The following is a 17,585-nucleotide window of genomic DNA, read 5'->3' as shown; positions in this document are numbered from 1 at the left end:
GCGACTTCCTGCCATGGAACCGGGCGGCCTTCCAGGCCCTCGCCTTGAGGGCCACCCCAGGGGCGGGCGCTGGCAGGGGAGCGATCATGCTGTCGAGCGAAGCGGCCAGCCCATCTCCAGCGTGTAGCGACTGCTCCTAGAGGGGTCCGACGAGGAGGGTTCACATGGGATTTCTAGACCGCATCTTCGGTGGGGGCTCCTCCACCACGAGGCCGAGCCGGGGAGGGCCAGCGGTTCCCTCAGCCGATGAGCAGGCGCTGGCCCGTTATCGGTATCTGTTGAGGACGGCGCCGCCGGAAGCCATCGAGCAGGCCCATGCGGAGGCCTTCGCGCAGCTCACGCCCGAGCAACGAGCGCAGGTCCTCCGGGAGTTGGGCCAGGAACTGCCTCCGGCGGAACGGAGGGCGGCCGCCTCGAATGACCCGGATCCTCGAGCACTGGCGCGGATGGCGACGCGAGCGGAGTTGCGTCAGCCCGGGACGTTGGAGCGCTCCTTCGGAGGGAGCAGCCTCGGCGGCATGTTCGCTGGGAGCCTGTTGGGCAGCATCGCGGGGACGGTCATCGGCTCGGCGATTGCCCACCAGTTTCTGGGCGGCTTCGACGAAGGGGGCTGGGGCGAGGAGGGCGGGCTGGAGTCGGCCCAGGTGGAGGACGCGGCTGCCGACGACACTGGCTTCGGGGATGACGTCGGCGGGGACCTGGGTGACTTCGACGTGTGACACCGCTGGACGATGAGCGGAAGGGGGACGAGAGATGGCTTGGAATTCTGCTGTAGGGGGGATGATTGCCGCCGAGGCTCCGGCCTCCGAGAGGGCGACCTTCATCCGGAAGACGTATCTCCATCTCGGGGGCGCGGTGCTGGCCTTCATCGCGGTGGAGGCGGCGCTGCTCAACTCACCGCTGGCGCAGCCGCTCGTGCAGACGATGCTCGGTGGGCGCATGAGCTGGCTCATCGTCCTGGGCGCCTTCATGCTCGTGGGATGGGTCGCTGACCGGTGGGCTCGCTCCGCGACGTCTCCCGCCATGCAGTACCTCGGGCTCGGCCTCTATGTGGTGGCGGAAGCCATCATCATGCTCCCGCTCCTCTACGTAGCGGCCTACTTCTCCAAGGACCCGAACATCATCGCCAAGGCGGGAGTGCTCACCGGGCTCGTGTTCGTGGGGCTGACGGGGACGGTCTTCCTCACCAAGCGCGATTTCTCGTGGCTCCGTCCCGCGTTGATGATCGCCGGGTTCGCGGCACTGGGGCTGATCGTCGTCTCGCTGATCTTCGGCTTCACCCTGGGGACGCTCTTCGCGGCCGTGATGGTCGTGGTCGCGGCGGGGTACATCCTCTACTACACGTCCAACGTCCTCCATCACTACCCGGTGGGCTCACACGTCGCGGCGGCGCTGGCCCTGTTCTCGTCCGTGGCCCTCTTGTTCTGGTACATCCTGCGCATCTTCATGGACCGGCGTTGACGCGCAGGGGTTGGAAGACAACGCCATCCAACCCCAGGCGCTGGCACGCCTCCACGAAACGCCCGGTGCAGACGTTGACGTTGCAGTAGTCCTCCAACCGGAACAGGTCGAGGTGGTTGGGAAGGGTGGAGGCGTCCAGTATCAGGACATCCGGGAGGGGGTGCATCAGGCGGCCACAGCGGGGACAGGGAGGTTGAGGGTTGGGGGGAAGGCAGTCGGGGTGCAGGCGGCCCACGGGCAGGAGCTCCAGCTCGAGCAATTCGGGTGAGTGGCGTTGGCGGAAGCGCAGGGCGGTTGGGCAGCCCTTGAGTCCTCTGAGCCCCTCGGTCTGGAGTTTGTTCAGGGCCTCGCGCTGAATCAGCAGCAGCCCGGAGAAGTCCGTGAACAGTTGCCCGAAACGGCCCTGGGCCTTGCCCTCGAGCGGGCCGAATCCCGCTCCTGGCTCCAACTGCGCACCCGGAGGCAGCAGGGGCCGTACCAGCTCGCACAGCCGCTCATATTCCTCAATGGGTTCGGCCCGGGGAGTCTCGAAGTCGGCCAGAGCGGCAATTGGCGTCAAATCAACCGAAGGGTAAACGTTGGCGCCCCCGCTCCAGGTGTCCTGACACAAGGGGCAGTAGACGCCCGGCAGCCCCCATCGAGGCGAGGCGTCAACAAAGCCCGTGTAACCTGCGGACCTGTCTTCCTGAATGATGAAATAGTCCATGTGCTTGGTCTCGGTTCCCTGGTCAGTTGCAATAGTAGGGAATGAGCGGACCATTCACGCCAAATCGCATCATGAGCTCGCCCGCGAACCGCCAGATGTCCTCGGCTTTGGCGGTTCTGTTGTTCTTGGCCATGAACTGCCGCCAGGCCTCATTCCATTGCCCTCCTTCTGGCCCGCCACTGTGCAGCCATTGGTGGAAGCTCCTGGGCAGACGGACGGTGAAGGCGTGGATGTCGATGTTCCGGCGTTTGACCCATGTCGCAAGGGTTTTTTGTTGAGGAAAGATGTGGTGCTTCTCGTAGGGCTCCTTCGGGGGAATGTTGCACATCCAGTGGCGCAGTTGCCTGGGCACGAACCGGTCGCGCGTCTTCCAGTTGTGTCAGGGGATTTCGAAGACGGGATCCGCATAGGTGGGCGCCGCCACGGGGTGTCCCCACCAGCGATTGGGCGTGTCCGCCAGCGGAGAGCGCAGCTCCGTCGCGACGTTGGAATCCGTTGGAGGACGTAGCCCCGTCCCAGGAAACACCATGGGAGGGCGGGCCACCGGGAGGCTTCCCCTCGCCAGGACGATGGGATGGGCCTCTTCTTCCTCCTCTTCCACTATGTCCTGGCAACGCCAGATGGCGCAGCGTTCCCCGTCACACAGTGGCACCACGCAGGTCGGGTCCGCGCGAGCTTCCTCCCAGGAGGACGACACGGTCTCGGGGACCTCGTCCTCCCGCACGATGGGGGATGAAGCCGCGCAAGCGGTCACCAACAGGACGAGGAGTGGGAGGCCCTTCCTGAGAATCAAGCGGCGCATGGGGCCCAGCTTATTCCCGCGTGTCAGCCCGCTCCATCACCACCACGATGGCGCGTCTCCTACGGATGCTGGCCGAGCCCTCCCGCCTCTACTTCTGCACGATGCTCTGCGCCGCCTTGATGGCCTGGTCCTGGCCGGCGGACGTGTCGAGCTTCACCACGTGCGGCACCGTCAGTCCCTTCTGGGCCGCGGGCCGCTGCTCGATGGCCGCCAGCCAGCGTTGCAGGTTCGGCAGCCCGTCGAGGGACACGCCCGCCCAGTCATGCACGCGCACCCAGGCCCAGTTCGCGATGTCGGCGATGCTGTACTCGCCCGCCAGGTACTCGCTCTCCCCCAGCCGCGTGTCGAGCACCGTGTAGAGCCGCCGGGTCTCGTTCTGGTAGCGCGCGATGGCCGCGGGAATCTTCTCCGGGAAGTAGCGGAAGAAGACGTTGGCCTGTCCCTGCATGGGTCCCACTCCGCCCATCTGAAACATCAGCCACTGTGTCACCCGCGAGCGGCCCTTGCGGTCCGACGGCAGCAGCTTCCCCGTCTTCTCCGCCAGGTAGAGCATGATGGCTCCCGACTCGAACACCGCGAAGTCTCCCTCCTCGCGGTCCACGATGGCCGGGATGCGCCCGTTGGGGTTGATCTTCAAGAACCCCGGTTGCTTCTGCTCGCCCTTGCCGATGTCCACCGGCTTCACCGTGTACGCCAGCCCCAGCTCCTCCAGCGTCACGGACACCTTGTGCCCATTGGGCGTCGCCCACGTGTACAGGTCAATCATGCTCCGAATACCCCCTGCAGCACCTCGCGGTGGTAGTTGCTGCTGCCTGTGTGCGTGGAGTGCCACTTCGCCGACTGGCTCAGCCGGCTGACCACCGCCTCGAACTCGGCCTGGCTCACGTCCCGCAGGGACATGTACAGGCGTGCCGCGCCCTGCAGGTACGAGAAGAGCGGGTGCACATCCGTCCCGTCCGGCCTGCGGCGCAGCTGGCGGAACAGTCGCTCGAACTCGTCATCCGTCTCGGGCCTGCCCTGTGCTGCGCAGTAGTTGGCGGCCGTCGACTCCAGCAGCAGGAAGAAGGGCTGGTACTGCGGCGGGGGCGTCTTCGACAGGTCCGGCGGCACCGCCGAGCCCGTCCAGAGCTGCGAGATGGGCTTGAGCTGCACGAGGATCAACCCCTCGTTGCCCATCACTGGCACCTCCCCGAGCAACTTCATCACCTTCTTGTTCTCGTCGCGCTGGATGGCCACGCGCAGCATCTCCGGCTGCTCCACCTTCAGGCCCGCACGCTGCAACTTCTCCACGGCTTCACGATCCACGTCTCACCCCAGCACCTGTGAACGTCATCCAGGTCTCCACTCCGGCGCGCCTCACCGGCCCAGTACGGACCAGTAGGGTTTGAGCGCCTCACGGCTGCGCTGGAGCGCCGCCGCCGCTTCCCTCGAGACCCCCTTCGGGAAGCTGTCCTTTGTCTCTCCGGCCATCACCTCCACACAGGCGTGCACCGATTGCGAGAGGCCCTCCAGCGAATAACCTCCCTCAAGCATCAGCACCAGCCGCCCCTTGCAGGCGCTCTCCGCCACGTCCCTCAGCGCCGTGCACATGGCCGCGAAGCCGCGCTCGGTGAGCATCATGTCCGCGAGCGGGTCATCCCGGTGCGCGTCGAAGCCCGCGGATACCAGCACCAGGTCCGGCTTGTAGGCCTGCGCCACCGGCAGAAAGAGGTCTTGGTAGAGCGCCCCGTAGTCCGCGTCCGTTGCACCCCCCGGAAGCCCGCAGTTGAGGGTGTAGCCAGCGCCCGGGCCCTCGCCCACTTCGAAGGGCGCGCCCGTGTCCGGGTAGTAGGGATACTGGTGCACCGACATGTACAGCACGTCGCGCCGCTGCCAGAAGGCCGCCTGCGTGCCGTTGCCATGGTGCACATCCCAGTCGAAGATGAGCACTCGCTCGGCGCCCTGACGGCGCGCGGCCTCCGCGGCGATGGCCACGTTGTTGAAGAGGCAGAAGCCCATGGCCCGGTCCGGCTCGGCGTGGTGCCCTGGTGGCCGCACCAGTGCGAAGGCGTTGTGTGCCCGCCCCGCCAGCACCTCCTCCACTGCCTGCACCGAAGCCCCCGCCGCCAGCACCGCCGCGTCATACGTGTCCGGTGAGGTCAAGGTGTCCGGGTCGATGACCTCGTGTCGGCCTCGCAGCCCCCGCAGGTAGTCACGCAGCCGCTGGGTGTGCACCGCGGCGAGCTCCTCCTCGGTGGCCGGGCGAGGGGCCCGCCGCTCGGCCCCCGAGATGGGCTCCATGTTGAGCAGGTCCAGGATGCTGGACAGCCGCTCGGGGCACTCGGGGTGCTCGGGGCCCGGGTCGTGCCGGAGGAAGAGGGGATCGGTCAGCAGCAACGTCTGGGTCATGGCACGGGCTCCCACCCATCCAGTATGGCGCGGACGCACTCTGGGCGCCTGCTCTCTCTCTCCCCGAGCGGGGGATTGGCACTCCTCGCCCCAGGAGGGACCGCCGGTTTCTTGCCCTTCGAGGCCCAACCTTCCTACAGTCGCGAGGCCTTGCTCCGACGCCTGAAAAAGCCCGGCCTCCGGGTCGCCCTCTTCGGTATCTTCACCTTCGCCCTGGTCATCATCCTCGGGGCCCTTCACATCTCCATCTCCTGGATGGTCTCGAGCTACCTCGAGTCCAGGCTCCTGGAGCATGGCCATGCCAAGGCTCGGGAGCTCGCCAGCATCCTCACCCGGCCGGATGCGGACACGCTCGCCATGCGGGCCATCGGCGGGTTGGCAGAGGCGGACAAGGACTTCAAGTACGCTGCCATCGTCGCCAGCAATGGGAGCATCCTCCTGGAGGGCGGCGAACAGCCCGAGCGGCTCACCGAGTGGCTCGGCCAGCTCTCCCGGTTGGGGCCCTCGTCGGAGTTCACGCTGCCCAACGGGGACCGGCTCCTGTCCGAGTCCGCGCAGGGGCCGCAATGTGGGACCGGGGAGTGTCGGCTCATCGTGGTGGTGGACTTCGCGCCCCTGCGCGACATCCTCAGTGAGCTCTTCTTTCTGCTGTTGGCGGCCTTCGTCATCGGCCTGTCCTTGGTGGTGGGCCTCATCTACGTCGTCACGCACAAGCTCATCCTCCGCCCGCTGGACCGCATGATGGCGGTGGCTCGCAAGATGGCCGAGGGCGACCTCACCAGCCGGGTAACGGTGGACGGCATCGGGAGCGGCGAGCTGGGCCAACTGGCCGAGGCGCTCGACGGCATCGGCCAGTCGTTGCGCAAGACGCTCGGCCAGGTGCGCGGCGTGTCCGAGGTGGTCTCCGGCGTCATCGAGCAGCTCTCTCGCGCCGGCACCACGGTGTCCTCGGGTGCCTCCACCATCCAGGGACGCGTGGAGGAGACGTCCTCGTCCATGGAGCAGATGCTGGCCAGCTTGCGCGGCATCGCGGAGAACGTGGAGGTGCTCTACCAGAGCGCCGAGGAGAGCAGCTCCTCCATCATGGAGATGGCCGCCACCAACGACGAGGTGGCCGAGAACGTCCAGGCCATGGCCGCCAGCGTGGAGGAGACCACCAGCGCCATCGAGGAGATGACCTTCTCCATCAAGGAGGTCGCCAAGAACATCGACGAGCTGCGCGACTCCACCCAGGAGACGTCCTCCTCCATCAGTCAGATGGACAGCTCCATCGGCCAGGTAGAGGCCAACGCCAACGAGACGGCGCGCCTGTCCGAGCAGGTGTCCGAGGACGCCAAGACGGGCGTGGACGCCCTGCGCAAGACGATGCAGGGCATGGACCGCATCAAGGAGTCCAGCCTCGGTACTTCGGCCGTCATCGACAGCCTGGGCCGGCGCATCTCCGAGATTGGCAACATCCTCAACGTCATCGACGACGTGGCCGAGCAGACCAACCTGCTGGCGCTCAACGCCGCCATCATCGCCGCGCAGTCGGGCGAGCACGGCAAGGGCTTCGCGGTGGTGGCCGATGAGATCAAGGACCTGGCCGAGCGCACCGGCGCGTCCACCAAGGAGATCGCCGACCTCATCAGCCGCGTGCAGGATGAGAGCCGCAACGCGGTGCAGGTGATGAACCAGGGCGTGCGCAACGTGGAGGAGGGTGTGCAGTTGGGCCGCGAGGCCGAGGGCACCCTGCGCAAAATCAACGACAGCGCGCAGAAGTCCACGCAGATGGTGAAGGCCATTGCCCGGGCCACGGTGGAGCAGGCCAAGGGCAGCAAGCAGGTGACGCAGGCCATCCACCGCATCTCCGAGACGGTGCAGATGATCTCCAAGGCCTCCAACGAGCAGGCCAAGGGCGGCGAGCAGATCATGAACAGCGCCGAGCGGATGAAGGCCATCACCGCTCACGTGCAGCGCAGCAGCCAGGAGCAGGCGCACGGCAGCAAGCAGATCACCCGCTCCATCGAGAACATCAACGAGATGGTGACGCACCTCAACCGCGCCCAGAAGGAGCAGACCAAGGGCAGCGAGCAGGTGCTCAAGGCGGTGGAGGCCATCAAGGGCGTGTCCGAGCACCAGACGCGCTCGGTGAAGGGGCTGGAGGAGGCCATCGACAGCCTCCAGCGTCAGTCCGAGGTGCTCCGCGCCGAGATCCGGCGCTTCAAGGTGTGAGGGCGGGGGCGCGCGAGGAATCTCGTGCGCCCGGCCCGGCACTCAAATAGTGGAGGGGCACCATGTCCTCGCCCCGAGCGGTGTCAGAGCGTGCGGTCGTCTTCCTGATCGGCGCGGTCCAGTTCGTCAACATCCTGGACTTCGTGATGGTGATGCCGCTGGGCCCTGATTTCGCGGCGGCGCTGGGCATCCCCACCAACCAGATTGGCAACATCGGCGCGGCGTACACGGCGGCGGCGAGCGTGGCGGGAGTGGCGGGCAGCTACTTCCTGGACCGCTTCGACCGGCGCAAGGCGTTGGCGGTGGCCATGCTGGGGCTGGTGGTGGCCACGGCGGCGGGAGGCTTCGCCACGGGCCTCACGTCGCTGCTGGTCGCGCGGGCGATGGCGGGCCTGTTCGGTGGTCCGGCCACGTCGCTGTCCATGTCCATCATCGCGGACGTCATCCCCGCGGAGCGGCGCGGGCGGGCCATGGGCGGGGTGATGGGGGCCTTCTCGGTGGCCTCCGTGCTGGGCGTCCCCCTGGCCCTGAAGGTGGCGGTCTGGGCGGACTGGCGCATGCCCTTCTTCGTGGTGGCGGGCCTGGGGTTGCTGGTGGTGGCCGGGGCCATCTTCTTCCTGCCCCCCGTCCGCGGGCACCTGGAGCGCGAGCGAGGCCCCACGGTGAGCGTGAGGGAGTTGTTCACCCGGACGGATGTGCTCCTGTCCTACTCGCTGACGATGCTGCTCAACGTGGCGGGCTTCGTCATCATCCCCCACATCTCCGGCTACGTGCAGCACAACCTGGGCTACCCGCGCGAGGAGCTGGAGTTCATCTACTTCGCCGGTGGGCTGGTGAGCTTCGTGACGCTGCGGGTGGCGGGCAAGGCCGTGGACGCGCTGGGCTCGTTCCGGGTGGGCGCGGTGGGCGCGGTGCTGTTCATCGGCACGCTCTACATCACCTTCATCCACTTGCCGGCGGGTGTGCCCCTGGTGGCCATCTTCGCGTGCTTCTTCCTCTCCAACGGGGTGCGCAACGTCGCCGCTAGCACGCTCACCTCGCGGGTGCCGGAGCAGGCCATCCGCGCGCGCTTCATGTCCTTCCAGTCGGCCGTGCAGCACCTGGGCGCCGCGGCTGGGGCCTCTTTGTCCTCGAGGCTGCTGACGACCCTGCCCGACGGACAGCTCGTGGGGCTGAACCGGGTGGTGCTGGTGTCCATGGCCGTCACGCTCACCCTGCCCGTCATGTTCTTCCTGGTGGAGCGCCAGGTGCTGGCGCGCAGCCGGGGGGCCGCCACCCCGCTCGTCGCCCCCGTACCTGTGGCCTCCGACGGTGGGGCTCCTCATGGCTGAGCACACCCCGGGTGGGGGTGGGGCGATCTGCCCCGTGCTCACCCCAGGGGGATGGAGAACAGGGAGGCAGGCGAACAGAGGGTAGACCAATCGGGTTGCACCCCGCCGCTCGGGGCGCGATAACCCCGGGGCGGTTCTGGAGCCATCCGTTCATGTTCAACATCGGCGCAGGCGAGCTCATCCTCATCGTGGTGGTGGCACTGCTGGTCCTCGGGCCGCAGAAGCTGCCCGAGTTCGCGCGGACCATCGGCAAGTTCGTGCGCGAGTTCCGCCGGCAGACCGATGAGGTCCGCACCGTGGTGGAGCGCGAGTTCTACAAGATGGACCAGGAGATCCTCGACGACCCCCGTCCTCCGGTCCACCCGGCCACCCCGGCAGTGCTGCCCTCGCCGGTGCCCGCGGCAGTGCCCGTGACGCCGGCCGTCCCTCCGGAGACCCAGGCCGCCGCTGCCCCTCTGGAGACCGCGGGGGCCGTGGCCGTGGCCTCGGAAACCCCTTCTCCCACCGCCGAGCCGTCTGCCACCGAGGCCGCGGAGCCGGATGCCCTCCCGCGTCTGGAGCCCGTTCCGGGCACGGTGGCGCGCAACGCCCCCAAGAGCGGCTAGCCCTCGAGATTCGAGCCCGTGGATAACGAACTTCGGATGAGTCTGGCGGAGCACCTGACGGAGCTCCGCTCCCGCCTTCTCAAGTGCACGCTGGCGGTGTTGGTGCTGGGCGCCGCGGCGCTGGTGTTCGCCAAGCCCATCTTCGGCGTCCTGATGAAGCCGGTGCTGGACGCGCTGCCGGCCGAGGGCCGTTCGCTCGTCTACACCTCGGGCATCGAGGAGCTGAACGTCCTCATGAAGGTGGGCGTCTACTGCGGCATCTTCCTGACGACGCCCGTCATCCTCATGCAGATCTGGGGCTTCGTGTCGCCGGGGCTGTACCCGGACGAGCGCCGGTACGCGGGACCCTTCGTGTTCCTGGGCTCCTCGGCGTTCCTGGCGGGAGCGCTGTTCTGCTACTTCGCGGTGCTGCCCTCGATGTTCAAGTTCCTCCTCAACGACGAGGAGGGCCTGGCGATCTCCCAGCGGCTGGACGTGGGGCGGCTGAGGGCGGACGACGCGCTGCGCTTCCTGCGCATTGGTGACGCGGAGCGGGCGGGACTGCTGGCGAAGGATGCGAGCACGGCGCTGAAGGCGGACGGACTGGGGCAGATGCCAGAGGCCACGCGGGCGCCCTCGGAGAGCGTGGAGCTGGCGGCACGGCTGGACGGGCTGGGGCGGCTGGTGGACGCGGCGGCGGACGGTTTCGGGGTGCCGGCGCGCAGCGTGCTGCGGCAGACGGTGGAAAAGCGGGCGGAGGCGGTGGAGGCGTACGCGAAGGAAGACTACGGAGCGTCGGCGAAGGCCATGGACGAGGCGGCGAGCCTGCTGGCCGGGGTAGCGCCTACGCGCGCCGAGGAGCTGTCGGGGCTGTGGCGGCTGGAGAAGGAGCTGGCGCTGGGCAAGGCGCGGCACGTGGCGGCGGCGTGGACGAAGCCGATGCTGACGATGAACGAGCAGCTCTCGCTGGTGCTGCTGCTGCTCCTGTCGTTTGGCGTCATCTTCGAGCTGCCGCTGGTGATGGCGCTGCTGGGCCTGGTGGGCATCGTGAAGTCGGGCTGGCTGATGAAGTACCAGCGGCACGCGTTCGTGGTGTGCCTCATCGCGGCGGCGATCCTCACGCCCACGGGTGACGTGGTGAACCTGTCGCTGATGGCCGGTCCGATGCTGCTCTGCTACGAGATGGGCGTGCTGGCGGTGTGGCTCATCGAGCGCAGGCGAGGGAAGCAGGAAGCCGAGACGAGCATCACCCCGACGACGGGAGCCTGAGCCGCTATCTCCCCGCCCCATTTCCTCCGCCCCATTTCCCCTCTCCCTTCGGGAGAGGGTCCCCCCGTCGTTCAAAGGGGGGGCAAGCCCCCCGGGGTGAGGGTATCGAGGGCCCCAGGTTGAGCCCTCTCCCTTTGGGAGAGGGACGGGGTGAGGGTATCGAGGTTCCCAGGTTGAGCCCCCCGCTACGGGCGCACGGACTGCCACTCCGAGTCGCTCGCGCTCTGCATCTGGTTGAGCCAGTTCATGAGGGACACGCCCTGTGAGCTCAATGCTGCCGGCCTGACCAACATCGTGTGTCCCTGTCCGGTGGTGAGGAAGGAGCGGGTATTGGGCAGCGGCTCGAGCACCGTGGAGTCGAGGTCCCGAATCGCGCTCTGGAATTCGTCGGCGGACAGCCCCAGGTAGGTCCGGATCGTCTGGTCCCGCTCCGAGGACAGGAGCGCCATCCGGTCGTTGGGGTACTTCCTGGAGAGCGCCGTGTAGAGCGCTGAGAAATCATCCTTCACGGCCGGATCGATGGCATCGAAGACAGGGGCATAGTTCCAGGCGTTGGCCCAGGCCTCGCGGAGGGCGGGGGAGATGGCGTTGTTCTTGAGCATCGGCCCGGAGTCATCGATGAGGAAGACCTTCGCGTTGGGGAAGGTGGAGCGGACGAGATCGTAGTTGAGCGTCGCGCCGAAGCCGCCCGCGCTCGAGCCGGTGACGACCACCTGCTCGGGGTTGGGGACGGTGGTGGCGATGCGGGCGAGGAAGGCCTCGGTGTTCGCCCGTCCCCTGTGGTGGAACGTCGTGGTGGTGGTGCCGTTGGTGTAGACGGCATCCGCGTTGCCGATGTGCAGGTCTCCGGTGCAGTACGGGATGAAGAACAGGTTCCAGTCCTTGTACGGGTTGTTCGCGAGCCGCCGGTCGAGGATGGAGTCCGGGAGGATCGTCGAGGCGAGGGACTCGAACTGGGTCTGGGTGAAGGGCCCGTGCGAGGAGGTATTGCGCTGCACGCAGGTGCTGGAGTCCCAGCAGGCGCCGCCGCCATTGAAGAAGATGAGCAGGTTCTTGCTGTCGCTGAGGTTGGTGCCGATGCCGGTGGGCGTGCCCTCGTCGCAGGTGGAGTTGGGGAAGTCGACCCAGCTCCACGTGTTCTCCGGGGGGGTGATGGGAGGCTCTTCCCGCTCACACCCCGTGCCCATCACCAGTACCGCGCTGAGTACAGCCAACAGGTCTCTTGCCATCAGCGGCAGCCGCATCTTCTGTGTCCTCGTCGGTTGCAGGGAGGTCACATGGTAGCGAAGACTCGTCTCGGACGACGCTCCAGGAGGGTGAGATGTCGCTGCAACGGATGGCCAGTCCAGTCTCTCGATGGGTCTTGGGATGGGCGCTGTTGATGGGCCTCGCGGGCAGCGGTACGGCCCGGGCGCAGTGGGATTGCTACTCGCCCCAGCCCGGCCATCCCACATTGGCGGAGAAGACAGCGTTCATCGATGAGCTCAAGACCTACGCCCAGGAGGCGGAGGCGAGCTGGGGCACGCCCGCAGCCGCGCTGCTGGCCATGGCCGCCAATGAGTCCGGCTATGGATTCACGCGCATCGGTCTCTACGCCAACAATCTGTACGGGTGGAAGTGGACCAGCTCGGAGGCGGCCGGCGGGCGGCCCTCGTATGTGCTGGCGTGCCAGCCCTCGTGGGACCCGAACAACAAGTACGTCAGCTTCAGCAGCCGGCGCGAGGCGGTGCTCTTCATCGGGATGAAGCTGGCCACGCTCGCGCGCTACAAGCCCGTCACCGAGCGCTACGTCTCGGACATCCGCAACGGGGTGGCCGTCACCACGGCCGTCAACCGCTGGGTCCAGGGGATTCAATCCGCTGGCTACAACCCCTACGCCTCCTACGTCACCAAGACGGTCTCCTACCTCAACAACTACCTGTCACCGAGCAGCACGTACTCGGCCACCTCCAACCTCTACAAGTACTCGCCAGTGACGGGGGCGGTGGAGGACGTCTGGGTCTCTATCGACGCGCCGACTCCGGGGGCCACCGTGTCCGGGAATGTGGCCTTCAACGCCTCGGTGGGCGGCGGTGCCGTGGATACCGTGAAGCTCTACAGCCGCCGTGATGGCGCCACCGAGTGGTACGCGCTCGCCTCGGACACCACCGCGCCCTACGGGGCTACCTGGGCCACCAACCCCTGGGTGGCCGATGGAGCGTACGAGCTCAAAGCCGAGGCGTGGAAGGGCACGGTGCTCAAGGCCACCGGCACCGTCCGGGTCCTGGTGAAGAACGCAGCGGCCTCCGTGTCCTTCTCCTCGCCCTCCAGTGGCGCCCTCGTCTCGGGCAACGTCTCGCTGCAGGCCGGGGTGAGTGGAGCCACCGTGGAGGGCGTGCGCTTCTACAGCCGGACCGCGGGGACCTCGGACGCGTGGTACCTCCTCAACACGGACACCACGTCGCCCTACGCCATCTCCTGGGCCACCAACCCCTGGGTGAACGACGGCGACTACGAGTTGAAGGCCGAGGCCTTCCAGGGCTCCAGCGTGGTGGCCACCGGCCTCACCTCGGTGACGGTGAAGAACGCCACCGCGCAGACGTACTGGGTGGACTTCACCTCCCCGAGGAACGAGGCCCAGGTTGCGGGCTCCGTCGGGGTCCAGCTCTCCGCGGGCGGGCATCCCCTCAACGACGCCGATACCGTCAAGCTCTACAGCCGCGCAGCCGGCTCCACGGGGAGTTGGTACCTCATCACCACCGACTCCAGCGCGCCCTTCGAGCCCACCTGGGCCACGAATCCCTGGGTCGCGGATGGCAGCTACGAGCTGAAGGCCGAGGCGTACCGGGCGGGCTCGCTGGTTGCCAGCAAGGTCATCACCGTGGCCGTGCAGAACGTGGACACCACGCCTCCCTCCGTGTCCCTCACCGCGCCGGCGGACGGCTCCATCGCCCAGGGCAACGTCACCCTCTCCGCCAGCCCGAGTGACGCGAGCAGCATCTCCCGAGTGGAGTTCTACAGCGACTCGGGCAACTACCTCCTGGCGACTCGGACGAGCGCGCCCTGGTCCATCTCCTGGGCCACGGACCCGTGGGTGAAGAATGGCTATCAGACGTTGGTGGCGCGGGCGTGGGACACCGCGGGCAACGCCTCCGAGTCGCGCGTCACCGTGACGGTGGACAACCCGGGCAGTGGCATCACCCTCAACAACGGCCTGGACAACACCAGCCTGTCCTTCCGTGTGGGAGGCAGCGCGTACTGGTACGGCGACGACAAGTACTACTACACGGGGAACGACTCGGCCCGGAGCGGGCAGGTGGGCCACGGCCAGACGAGCACGCTCGAGTTCACCGCCGAGGGCCCGAGGACGCTCCGTTTCATGTGGCGGGTGAGCTCGGAGCAGTACGCCGACTACCTGGAGCTGTGGATCGACGGCGTGAAGAAGAACAGCATCTCGGGCGAGACGGTGTGGGCCGCCCAGTCCTGGTGGCTGGCCGCGGGGAGCCACTCCGTGCAACTCATCTATCGCAAGAGCGGCAGTGGCTCGGCCGGCACCGACGCGGGCTGGGTGGACTTCCTGCGGCTGGAGTGAGGATCAGAACGGCGTCTCGTAGCGGATGCCCGCGCGCAGCATTTCCGTGGGGTACAGGGTGCCGCGCCACACGATGCCTCCGCGCCGCCACCCGAGCCACCCCGAGCGCAGCATGAGGAACACGAAGAGCAGCGTGCCCACTGGGTACGCGAGCGTGGCCAGAAGGGGGCGTCGAAGCACATGGCTGGCCAGGGCACACGTTGCGAGCGCCATTCCCGTGCCCGCCAGCCCCGCCACGCGCAGCCACTCGGGCCACCCGGGAGCCAGCGCGAGCAGGGGCGCGGTCTCGATGAGCAGGAAGAGGAGGCACGAGAGCACGAGGCGCGTGTTGCTCAACTGCCCCAGCACTCCGAAGCCGCTCTTCTCGCAGCCACGGGCCATGGCCCTCATGGACGGGTAGAGCTCCACACTCACGCGGTCGAGCGCGTGGGCCACCCCGCAGCGGCCCCCGGCGCGCTTGACCATCTGCCCGAAGGCGGCGTCATCGGCGATCTCCAGCTTGAGCCACTCGAAGCCGCGGGTGCGCGCGAGCATGTCGCGGCGCACGAGGTTGAAGACGCCAGCGCCCATCGAGGCGGAGGAGGTGGGGTCCGCCACGCGGTGGAGCCGGGCCGCGGTGCCGATCATCCGCATGGTGGTGGAGACAGCCGTGTCCAGCAGGAAGGTCGTGGGCCGCAGGCGGAAGAGCACCGTGAGGAAGTCCCAGGAGCGGGCCTCGCACAGGGCCATGGCGCGGCGCACGGTGTCCGGGGCGAAGTGCACGTCCGCATCCGTGAAGAGCAGCCAGTCACCGGTGGCGGCCTCGGCGCCGCGGTGGAGCGCGTGCAGCTTTCCGAGCCAGCCCTCGGGGAGGTGGGTGATGTGGAGTGCCTTCACCCGCGCGTCCGCTGCGGCGAGCCGGTCCACCAGGGCGCTCGTCCCATCGCTGGAGCGGTCGTCGATGAGCACCACCTCCAGCTCCGGGTAGTCCTGCGCGAGGCGCGAGGCCACGGCGGCCTCCAGTGAGTCCACCTCGTTGCAGGCGGGAATGACGAGCGACACCCGGGGCCACCGGGTCGGCTCGGGGATACCGGGTGCTCCCAGGCGAGGCAGCGCCTGCTCCAACCGCATGAAGCCCCACATGCCCATGAGCCAGTACACGCAGCTCAGGCCCACCAGCACCGCGAAGGCTCCCACCAGGATGGTCATGTCCGTTTCTCTCCCTGGACACCCCCTGTTTTCAAGGGACGTGCCGCTCCCGTCTCCTCGGAGGGCACTGGAGCTGACAGGGGCCTCGCGTGTCAGGGAGTCCGGGCGGGGGCGGAGGCGCCTGACATCGTGTCTCGCGCCCGGTGGGTGACCGAGGTGTCTCGGCCGTGGTACGCAAGCACCCGATGGTGACTCCCCGCCGCCGCCTGGCGATGAATCTGCTCTACCTTCGTGCGCTGCTGCGTCGCTTCCGCACGACGGTCCTCATGGCGGTGTTGCTCTTCGGCTGCATGCCGCTGGTGTACCGCTGGCGCCATATCGGGCCAGACGGGCATGGGGTGAGCCTGGGCAAGGCGCTGCGCCACGTCTACTTCCTGCTCTATGGGCAGCCGTCGCTGGACGTGGATGACAGCCTGCTGATGTTCCTCGACATGGTCATCCCGCCGGTGGGCATCGCGGTGCTGGTCGACGGAGTGGTGCGCTTCGCCTATCTCTTCTTCGCCAAGCACCGGCAGGACAAGGAGTGGTTCGAGGTGATCGCCGAGACGTTCAATGGGCACGTGGTGGTGTGCGGCGCGGGGCGCGTGGGGTACCGGGTGGTGGTGCAGCTGCGCTCGCTGGGCAAGGACGTGGTGGTGGTGGAGAAGCGCGAGGAGGCTTCCTTCGTGGCCGTCCTGCGCGACGAGCAGGTGCCGCTGCTCATCGACGACATCCGCAGCCCGCAGTGTCTGCCGCGCACCAACGTGAAGAAGGCGGCGGCCATCGTCTGCGCCACGGACGACGACCTGGCCAACCTGAACATCGCGCTGGACGCGCGGCGGATGAACCCGAACATCCGCGTGGTCATCCGCCTCTTCGACGATGACCTGGTGGCCAAGGTGCGCGACACCTTCAAGGCCGAGGCGCTGAGCAGCTCGTCGCTGGCGGCCCCCGCCATGGCGCTGGCGGCGTTGGATCCGCGCATCATCCACTCGTTCCGAATCGGCACGCACCTGATGGTGGTGTCCGTCTTCGAGGCGCGGCTGGGGTTGCCGGGGCTGACCATCTCCGAGGTGAGAGATCGCTTCGGAGGGCTGGCGCTGTCCATGCGCCGGGGGGGCAGCGGTGACGAGTGGCTGCACCCCGCTGGCGACACGCGCATCCAGGCGGGGGACATGGTGACGCTCCAGGCCGAGTACAAGGAGTACAAGCAGCTGCGCGCCTTCACCATGGAGGCGGAAGCCCCCGTGTATGCCCATCACGGCGGGAGCTGAGCCCGGACTTCACTCCTCGCGGTGCTGGAGGCGCTCCAATTCGGCCGTCAGCTCCGCGATGCGGCGCTCCGCCTTCTCGCGCTGCCGCGCCTCCTCCGCGCGCAGCCGTGCCTCCTCGTCCACCCGCTGCTGCACCTCCTCCAGCTTCTCCTTCATTCGCGCCACCAGTTCCCCCGACTCGAGCAACAGCGCGTTGCCCGCCCACACCTGCAATTGCGCCCCCACCACCTCCAGCTCCAGTCCCAGCACCTCCGAGGTGTAGCGGCCCTGGTTTGTCTTCATCCGCTCGTACCGCCGCGCCCCGGGTTCTGGTAACCGGTAGCCTTCCAGCCTCTCCCGGGCCCGGTCGTAGATGAAGTACTCGGGTATCCCCAGCCGCGCGTAGCGCTCCACGTTGTATTCGGCGTCCTTCTTCCGATCGCCGCCCACGTGGACCTCCAGCACCCAGTCCAGCCCCTTGCCTTCGTGGCTCACCACCCACTTCTCCCGCTCGTGCGTCTCCACATCCAGCACCGCCAGCAGGTCCGGCGCGAAGCGGCGCTCGCCCGGGTAGTAGATGGGCAGCTCCGCTCCCAGGTACACCCTGCGCCGCTGGTGGCTGAAATAGCCCTCGAGCACGTCCAGCGTGCGCACCTTGGCCCGGAAGTGCTTGTCGCCCTCCGGCATGGCCATCTCGTCCCACGTCACCTCGCCGGGCAGTGATGCCACCACCCGCTCCCTCTCCTCCGGCCCCATCGCCTCCCACTCCTCTTGGGTAGGCGCCCGGGGGAAGGCATCCCCACCCTCATTCGTGTTTCGTCCCATGGCTTCAAGCCTGC

Annotated in this window: 15 protein-coding genes and 1 pseudogene; 8 read left to right on the top strand and 8 right to left on the bottom strand. The window is 67.8% G+C overall.

Annotated elements, in window-relative coordinates:
• Positions 1 to 164: 164 nt before the first annotated feature.
• Together OV287_RS43635 and OV287_RS43630 are read left to right on the top strand one after the other, a co-directional pair.
• Positions 165 to 719, top strand: coding sequence for a hypothetical protein (locus OV287_RS43635; protein ID WP_267539969.1), 555 nt, complete (start codon positions 165 to 167; stop codon positions 717 to 719).
• Positions 720 to 753: 34 nt separating this feature from the next.
• The gene (locus OV287_RS43630) at positions 754 to 1,461 is read left to right on the top strand and encodes a Bax inhibitor-1/YccA family protein (protein ID WP_267539968.1); all 708 of its coding nucleotides are present in this window, start codon (positions 754 to 756) and stop codon (positions 1,459 to 1,461) included.
• Here OV287_RS43630 and sitI6 read toward each other — a convergent pair.
• The 5 genes and pseudogenes from sitI6 to OV287_RS43600 form a co-directional block, all read right to left on the bottom strand.
• Positions 1,445 to 2,167, bottom strand: coding sequence for a SitI6 family double-CXXCG motif immunity protein (gene sitI6 / locus OV287_RS43625; RefSeq protein WP_267539967.1), 723 nt, complete (start codon positions 2,165 to 2,167; stop codon positions 1,445 to 1,447). The two genes, OV287_RS43630 and sitI6, sit on opposite strands and share 17 nt — an antisense overlap.
• A 22-nt stretch (positions 2,168 to 2,189) precedes the next feature.
• Positions 2,190 to 2,969, bottom strand: a pseudogene (gene sitA6 / locus OV287_RS56740) (SitA6 family polymorphic toxin lipoprotein).
• Positions 2,970 to 3,057: 88 nt separating this feature from the next.
• The gene (locus OV287_RS43610) at positions 3,058 to 3,735 is read right to left on the bottom strand and encodes a glutathione S-transferase family protein (RefSeq protein WP_267539965.1); all 678 of its coding nucleotides are present in this window, start codon (positions 3,733 to 3,735) and stop codon (positions 3,058 to 3,060) included.
• Positions 3,732 to 4,274 carry a hypothetical protein gene (locus OV287_RS43605; RefSeq protein WP_267539964.1) on the bottom strand — a complete coding sequence of 181 codons (543 nt, stop codon included), beginning with the start codon at positions 4,272 to 4,274 and terminating at the stop codon, positions 3,732 to 3,734. Before OV287_RS43605 ends, OV287_RS43610 begins: the two co-directional genes overlap by 4 nt.
• A 51-nt stretch (positions 4,275 to 4,325) precedes the next feature.
• Entirely contained in the window at positions 4,326 to 5,357 is a 1,032-nt protein-coding gene (locus tag OV287_RS43600) for a histone deacetylase family protein (RefSeq protein WP_267539963.1), read from the bottom strand.
• 150 nt (positions 5,358 to 5,507) lie between these two features.
• On the opposite strand from OV287_RS43600, the gene OV287_RS43595 reads away from it, so the two are divergent.
• From OV287_RS43595 to tatC, 4 genes are all read left to right on the top strand, one after another.
• On the top strand, positions 5,508 to 7,571 hold the full coding sequence (locus OV287_RS43595; RefSeq protein WP_267539962.1) for a methyl-accepting chemotaxis protein: 2,064 nt from the start codon (positions 5,508 to 5,510) through the stop codon (positions 7,569 to 7,571).
• A 62-nt stretch (positions 7,572 to 7,633) separates the two neighbouring features.
• Positions 7,634 to 8,902 (top strand): MFS transporter, encoded by a 1,269-nt coding sequence (locus tag OV287_RS43590; RefSeq protein ID WP_267539961.1) that lies wholly within the window; start codon positions 7,634 to 7,636, stop codon positions 8,900 to 8,902.
• Positions 8,903 to 9,054: 152 nt separating this feature from the next.
• Complete coding sequence (tatB, locus tag OV287_RS43585; RefSeq protein ID WP_267539960.1) at positions 9,055 to 9,507, top strand: Sec-independent protein translocase protein TatB; 453 nt, start codon at positions 9,055 to 9,057, stop codon at positions 9,505 to 9,507.
• 36 nt (positions 9,508 to 9,543) lie between these two features.
• Positions 9,544 to 10,755 carry a twin-arginine translocase subunit TatC gene (gene tatC / locus OV287_RS43580; protein WP_267542544.1) on the top strand — a complete coding sequence of 404 codons (1,212 nt, stop codon included), beginning with the start codon at positions 9,544 to 9,546 and terminating at the stop codon, positions 10,753 to 10,755.
• Between the two features lie 185 nt (positions 10,756 to 10,940).
• Here the strand turns inward: tatC and OV287_RS43575 are convergent, their stop codons facing one another.
• Positions 10,941 to 11,999, bottom strand: coding sequence for a pectin acetylesterase-family hydrolase (locus OV287_RS43575; protein WP_267539959.1), 1,059 nt, complete (start codon positions 11,997 to 11,999; stop codon positions 10,941 to 10,943).
• Positions 12,000 to 12,076: 77 nt separating this feature from the next.
• Here OV287_RS43575 and OV287_RS43570 point away from each other — a divergent pair, with 77 nt between their 5' ends.
• The gene (locus tag OV287_RS43570; protein ID WP_267539958.1) at positions 12,077 to 14,326 is read left to right on the top strand and encodes an Ig-like domain-containing protein; all 2,250 of its coding nucleotides are present in this window, start codon (positions 12,077 to 12,079) and stop codon (positions 14,324 to 14,326) included.
• 3 nt (positions 14,327 to 14,329) lie between these two features.
• Here the strand turns inward: OV287_RS43570 and OV287_RS43565 are convergent, their stop codons facing one another.
• On the bottom strand, positions 14,330 to 15,514 hold the full coding sequence (locus OV287_RS43565) for a glycosyltransferase family 2 protein (protein WP_267539957.1): 1,185 nt from the start codon (positions 15,512 to 15,514) through the stop codon (positions 14,330 to 14,332).
• A gap of 185 nt (positions 15,515 to 15,699) precedes the next feature.
• On the opposite strand from OV287_RS43565, the gene OV287_RS43560 reads away from it, so the two are divergent.
• Positions 15,700 to 16,767 carry a potassium channel family protein gene (locus tag OV287_RS43560; RefSeq protein ID WP_267542543.1) on the top strand — a complete coding sequence of 356 codons (1,068 nt, stop codon included), beginning with the start codon at positions 15,700 to 15,702 and terminating at the stop codon, positions 16,765 to 16,767.
• Between the two features lie 9 nt (positions 16,768 to 16,776).
• Here OV287_RS43560 and OV287_RS43555 read toward each other — a convergent pair whose 3' ends face one another.
• Complete coding sequence (locus OV287_RS43555) at positions 16,777 to 17,571, bottom strand: Uma2 family endonuclease (RefSeq protein ID WP_267539956.1); 795 nt, start codon at positions 17,569 to 17,571, stop codon at positions 16,777 to 16,779.
• Between the last annotated feature and the right edge of the window lie 14 nt (positions 17,572 to 17,585).

The sequence above is a fragment of the Archangium lansingense genome (assembly GCF_026626635.1).
Lineage (GTDB): Bacteria > Myxococcota > Myxococcia > Myxococcales > Myxococcaceae > Archangium > Archangium lansingense.
Note: the sequence above shows the minus strand (reverse complement) of the source record. Positions and strands in the feature narration are given on the sequence as shown.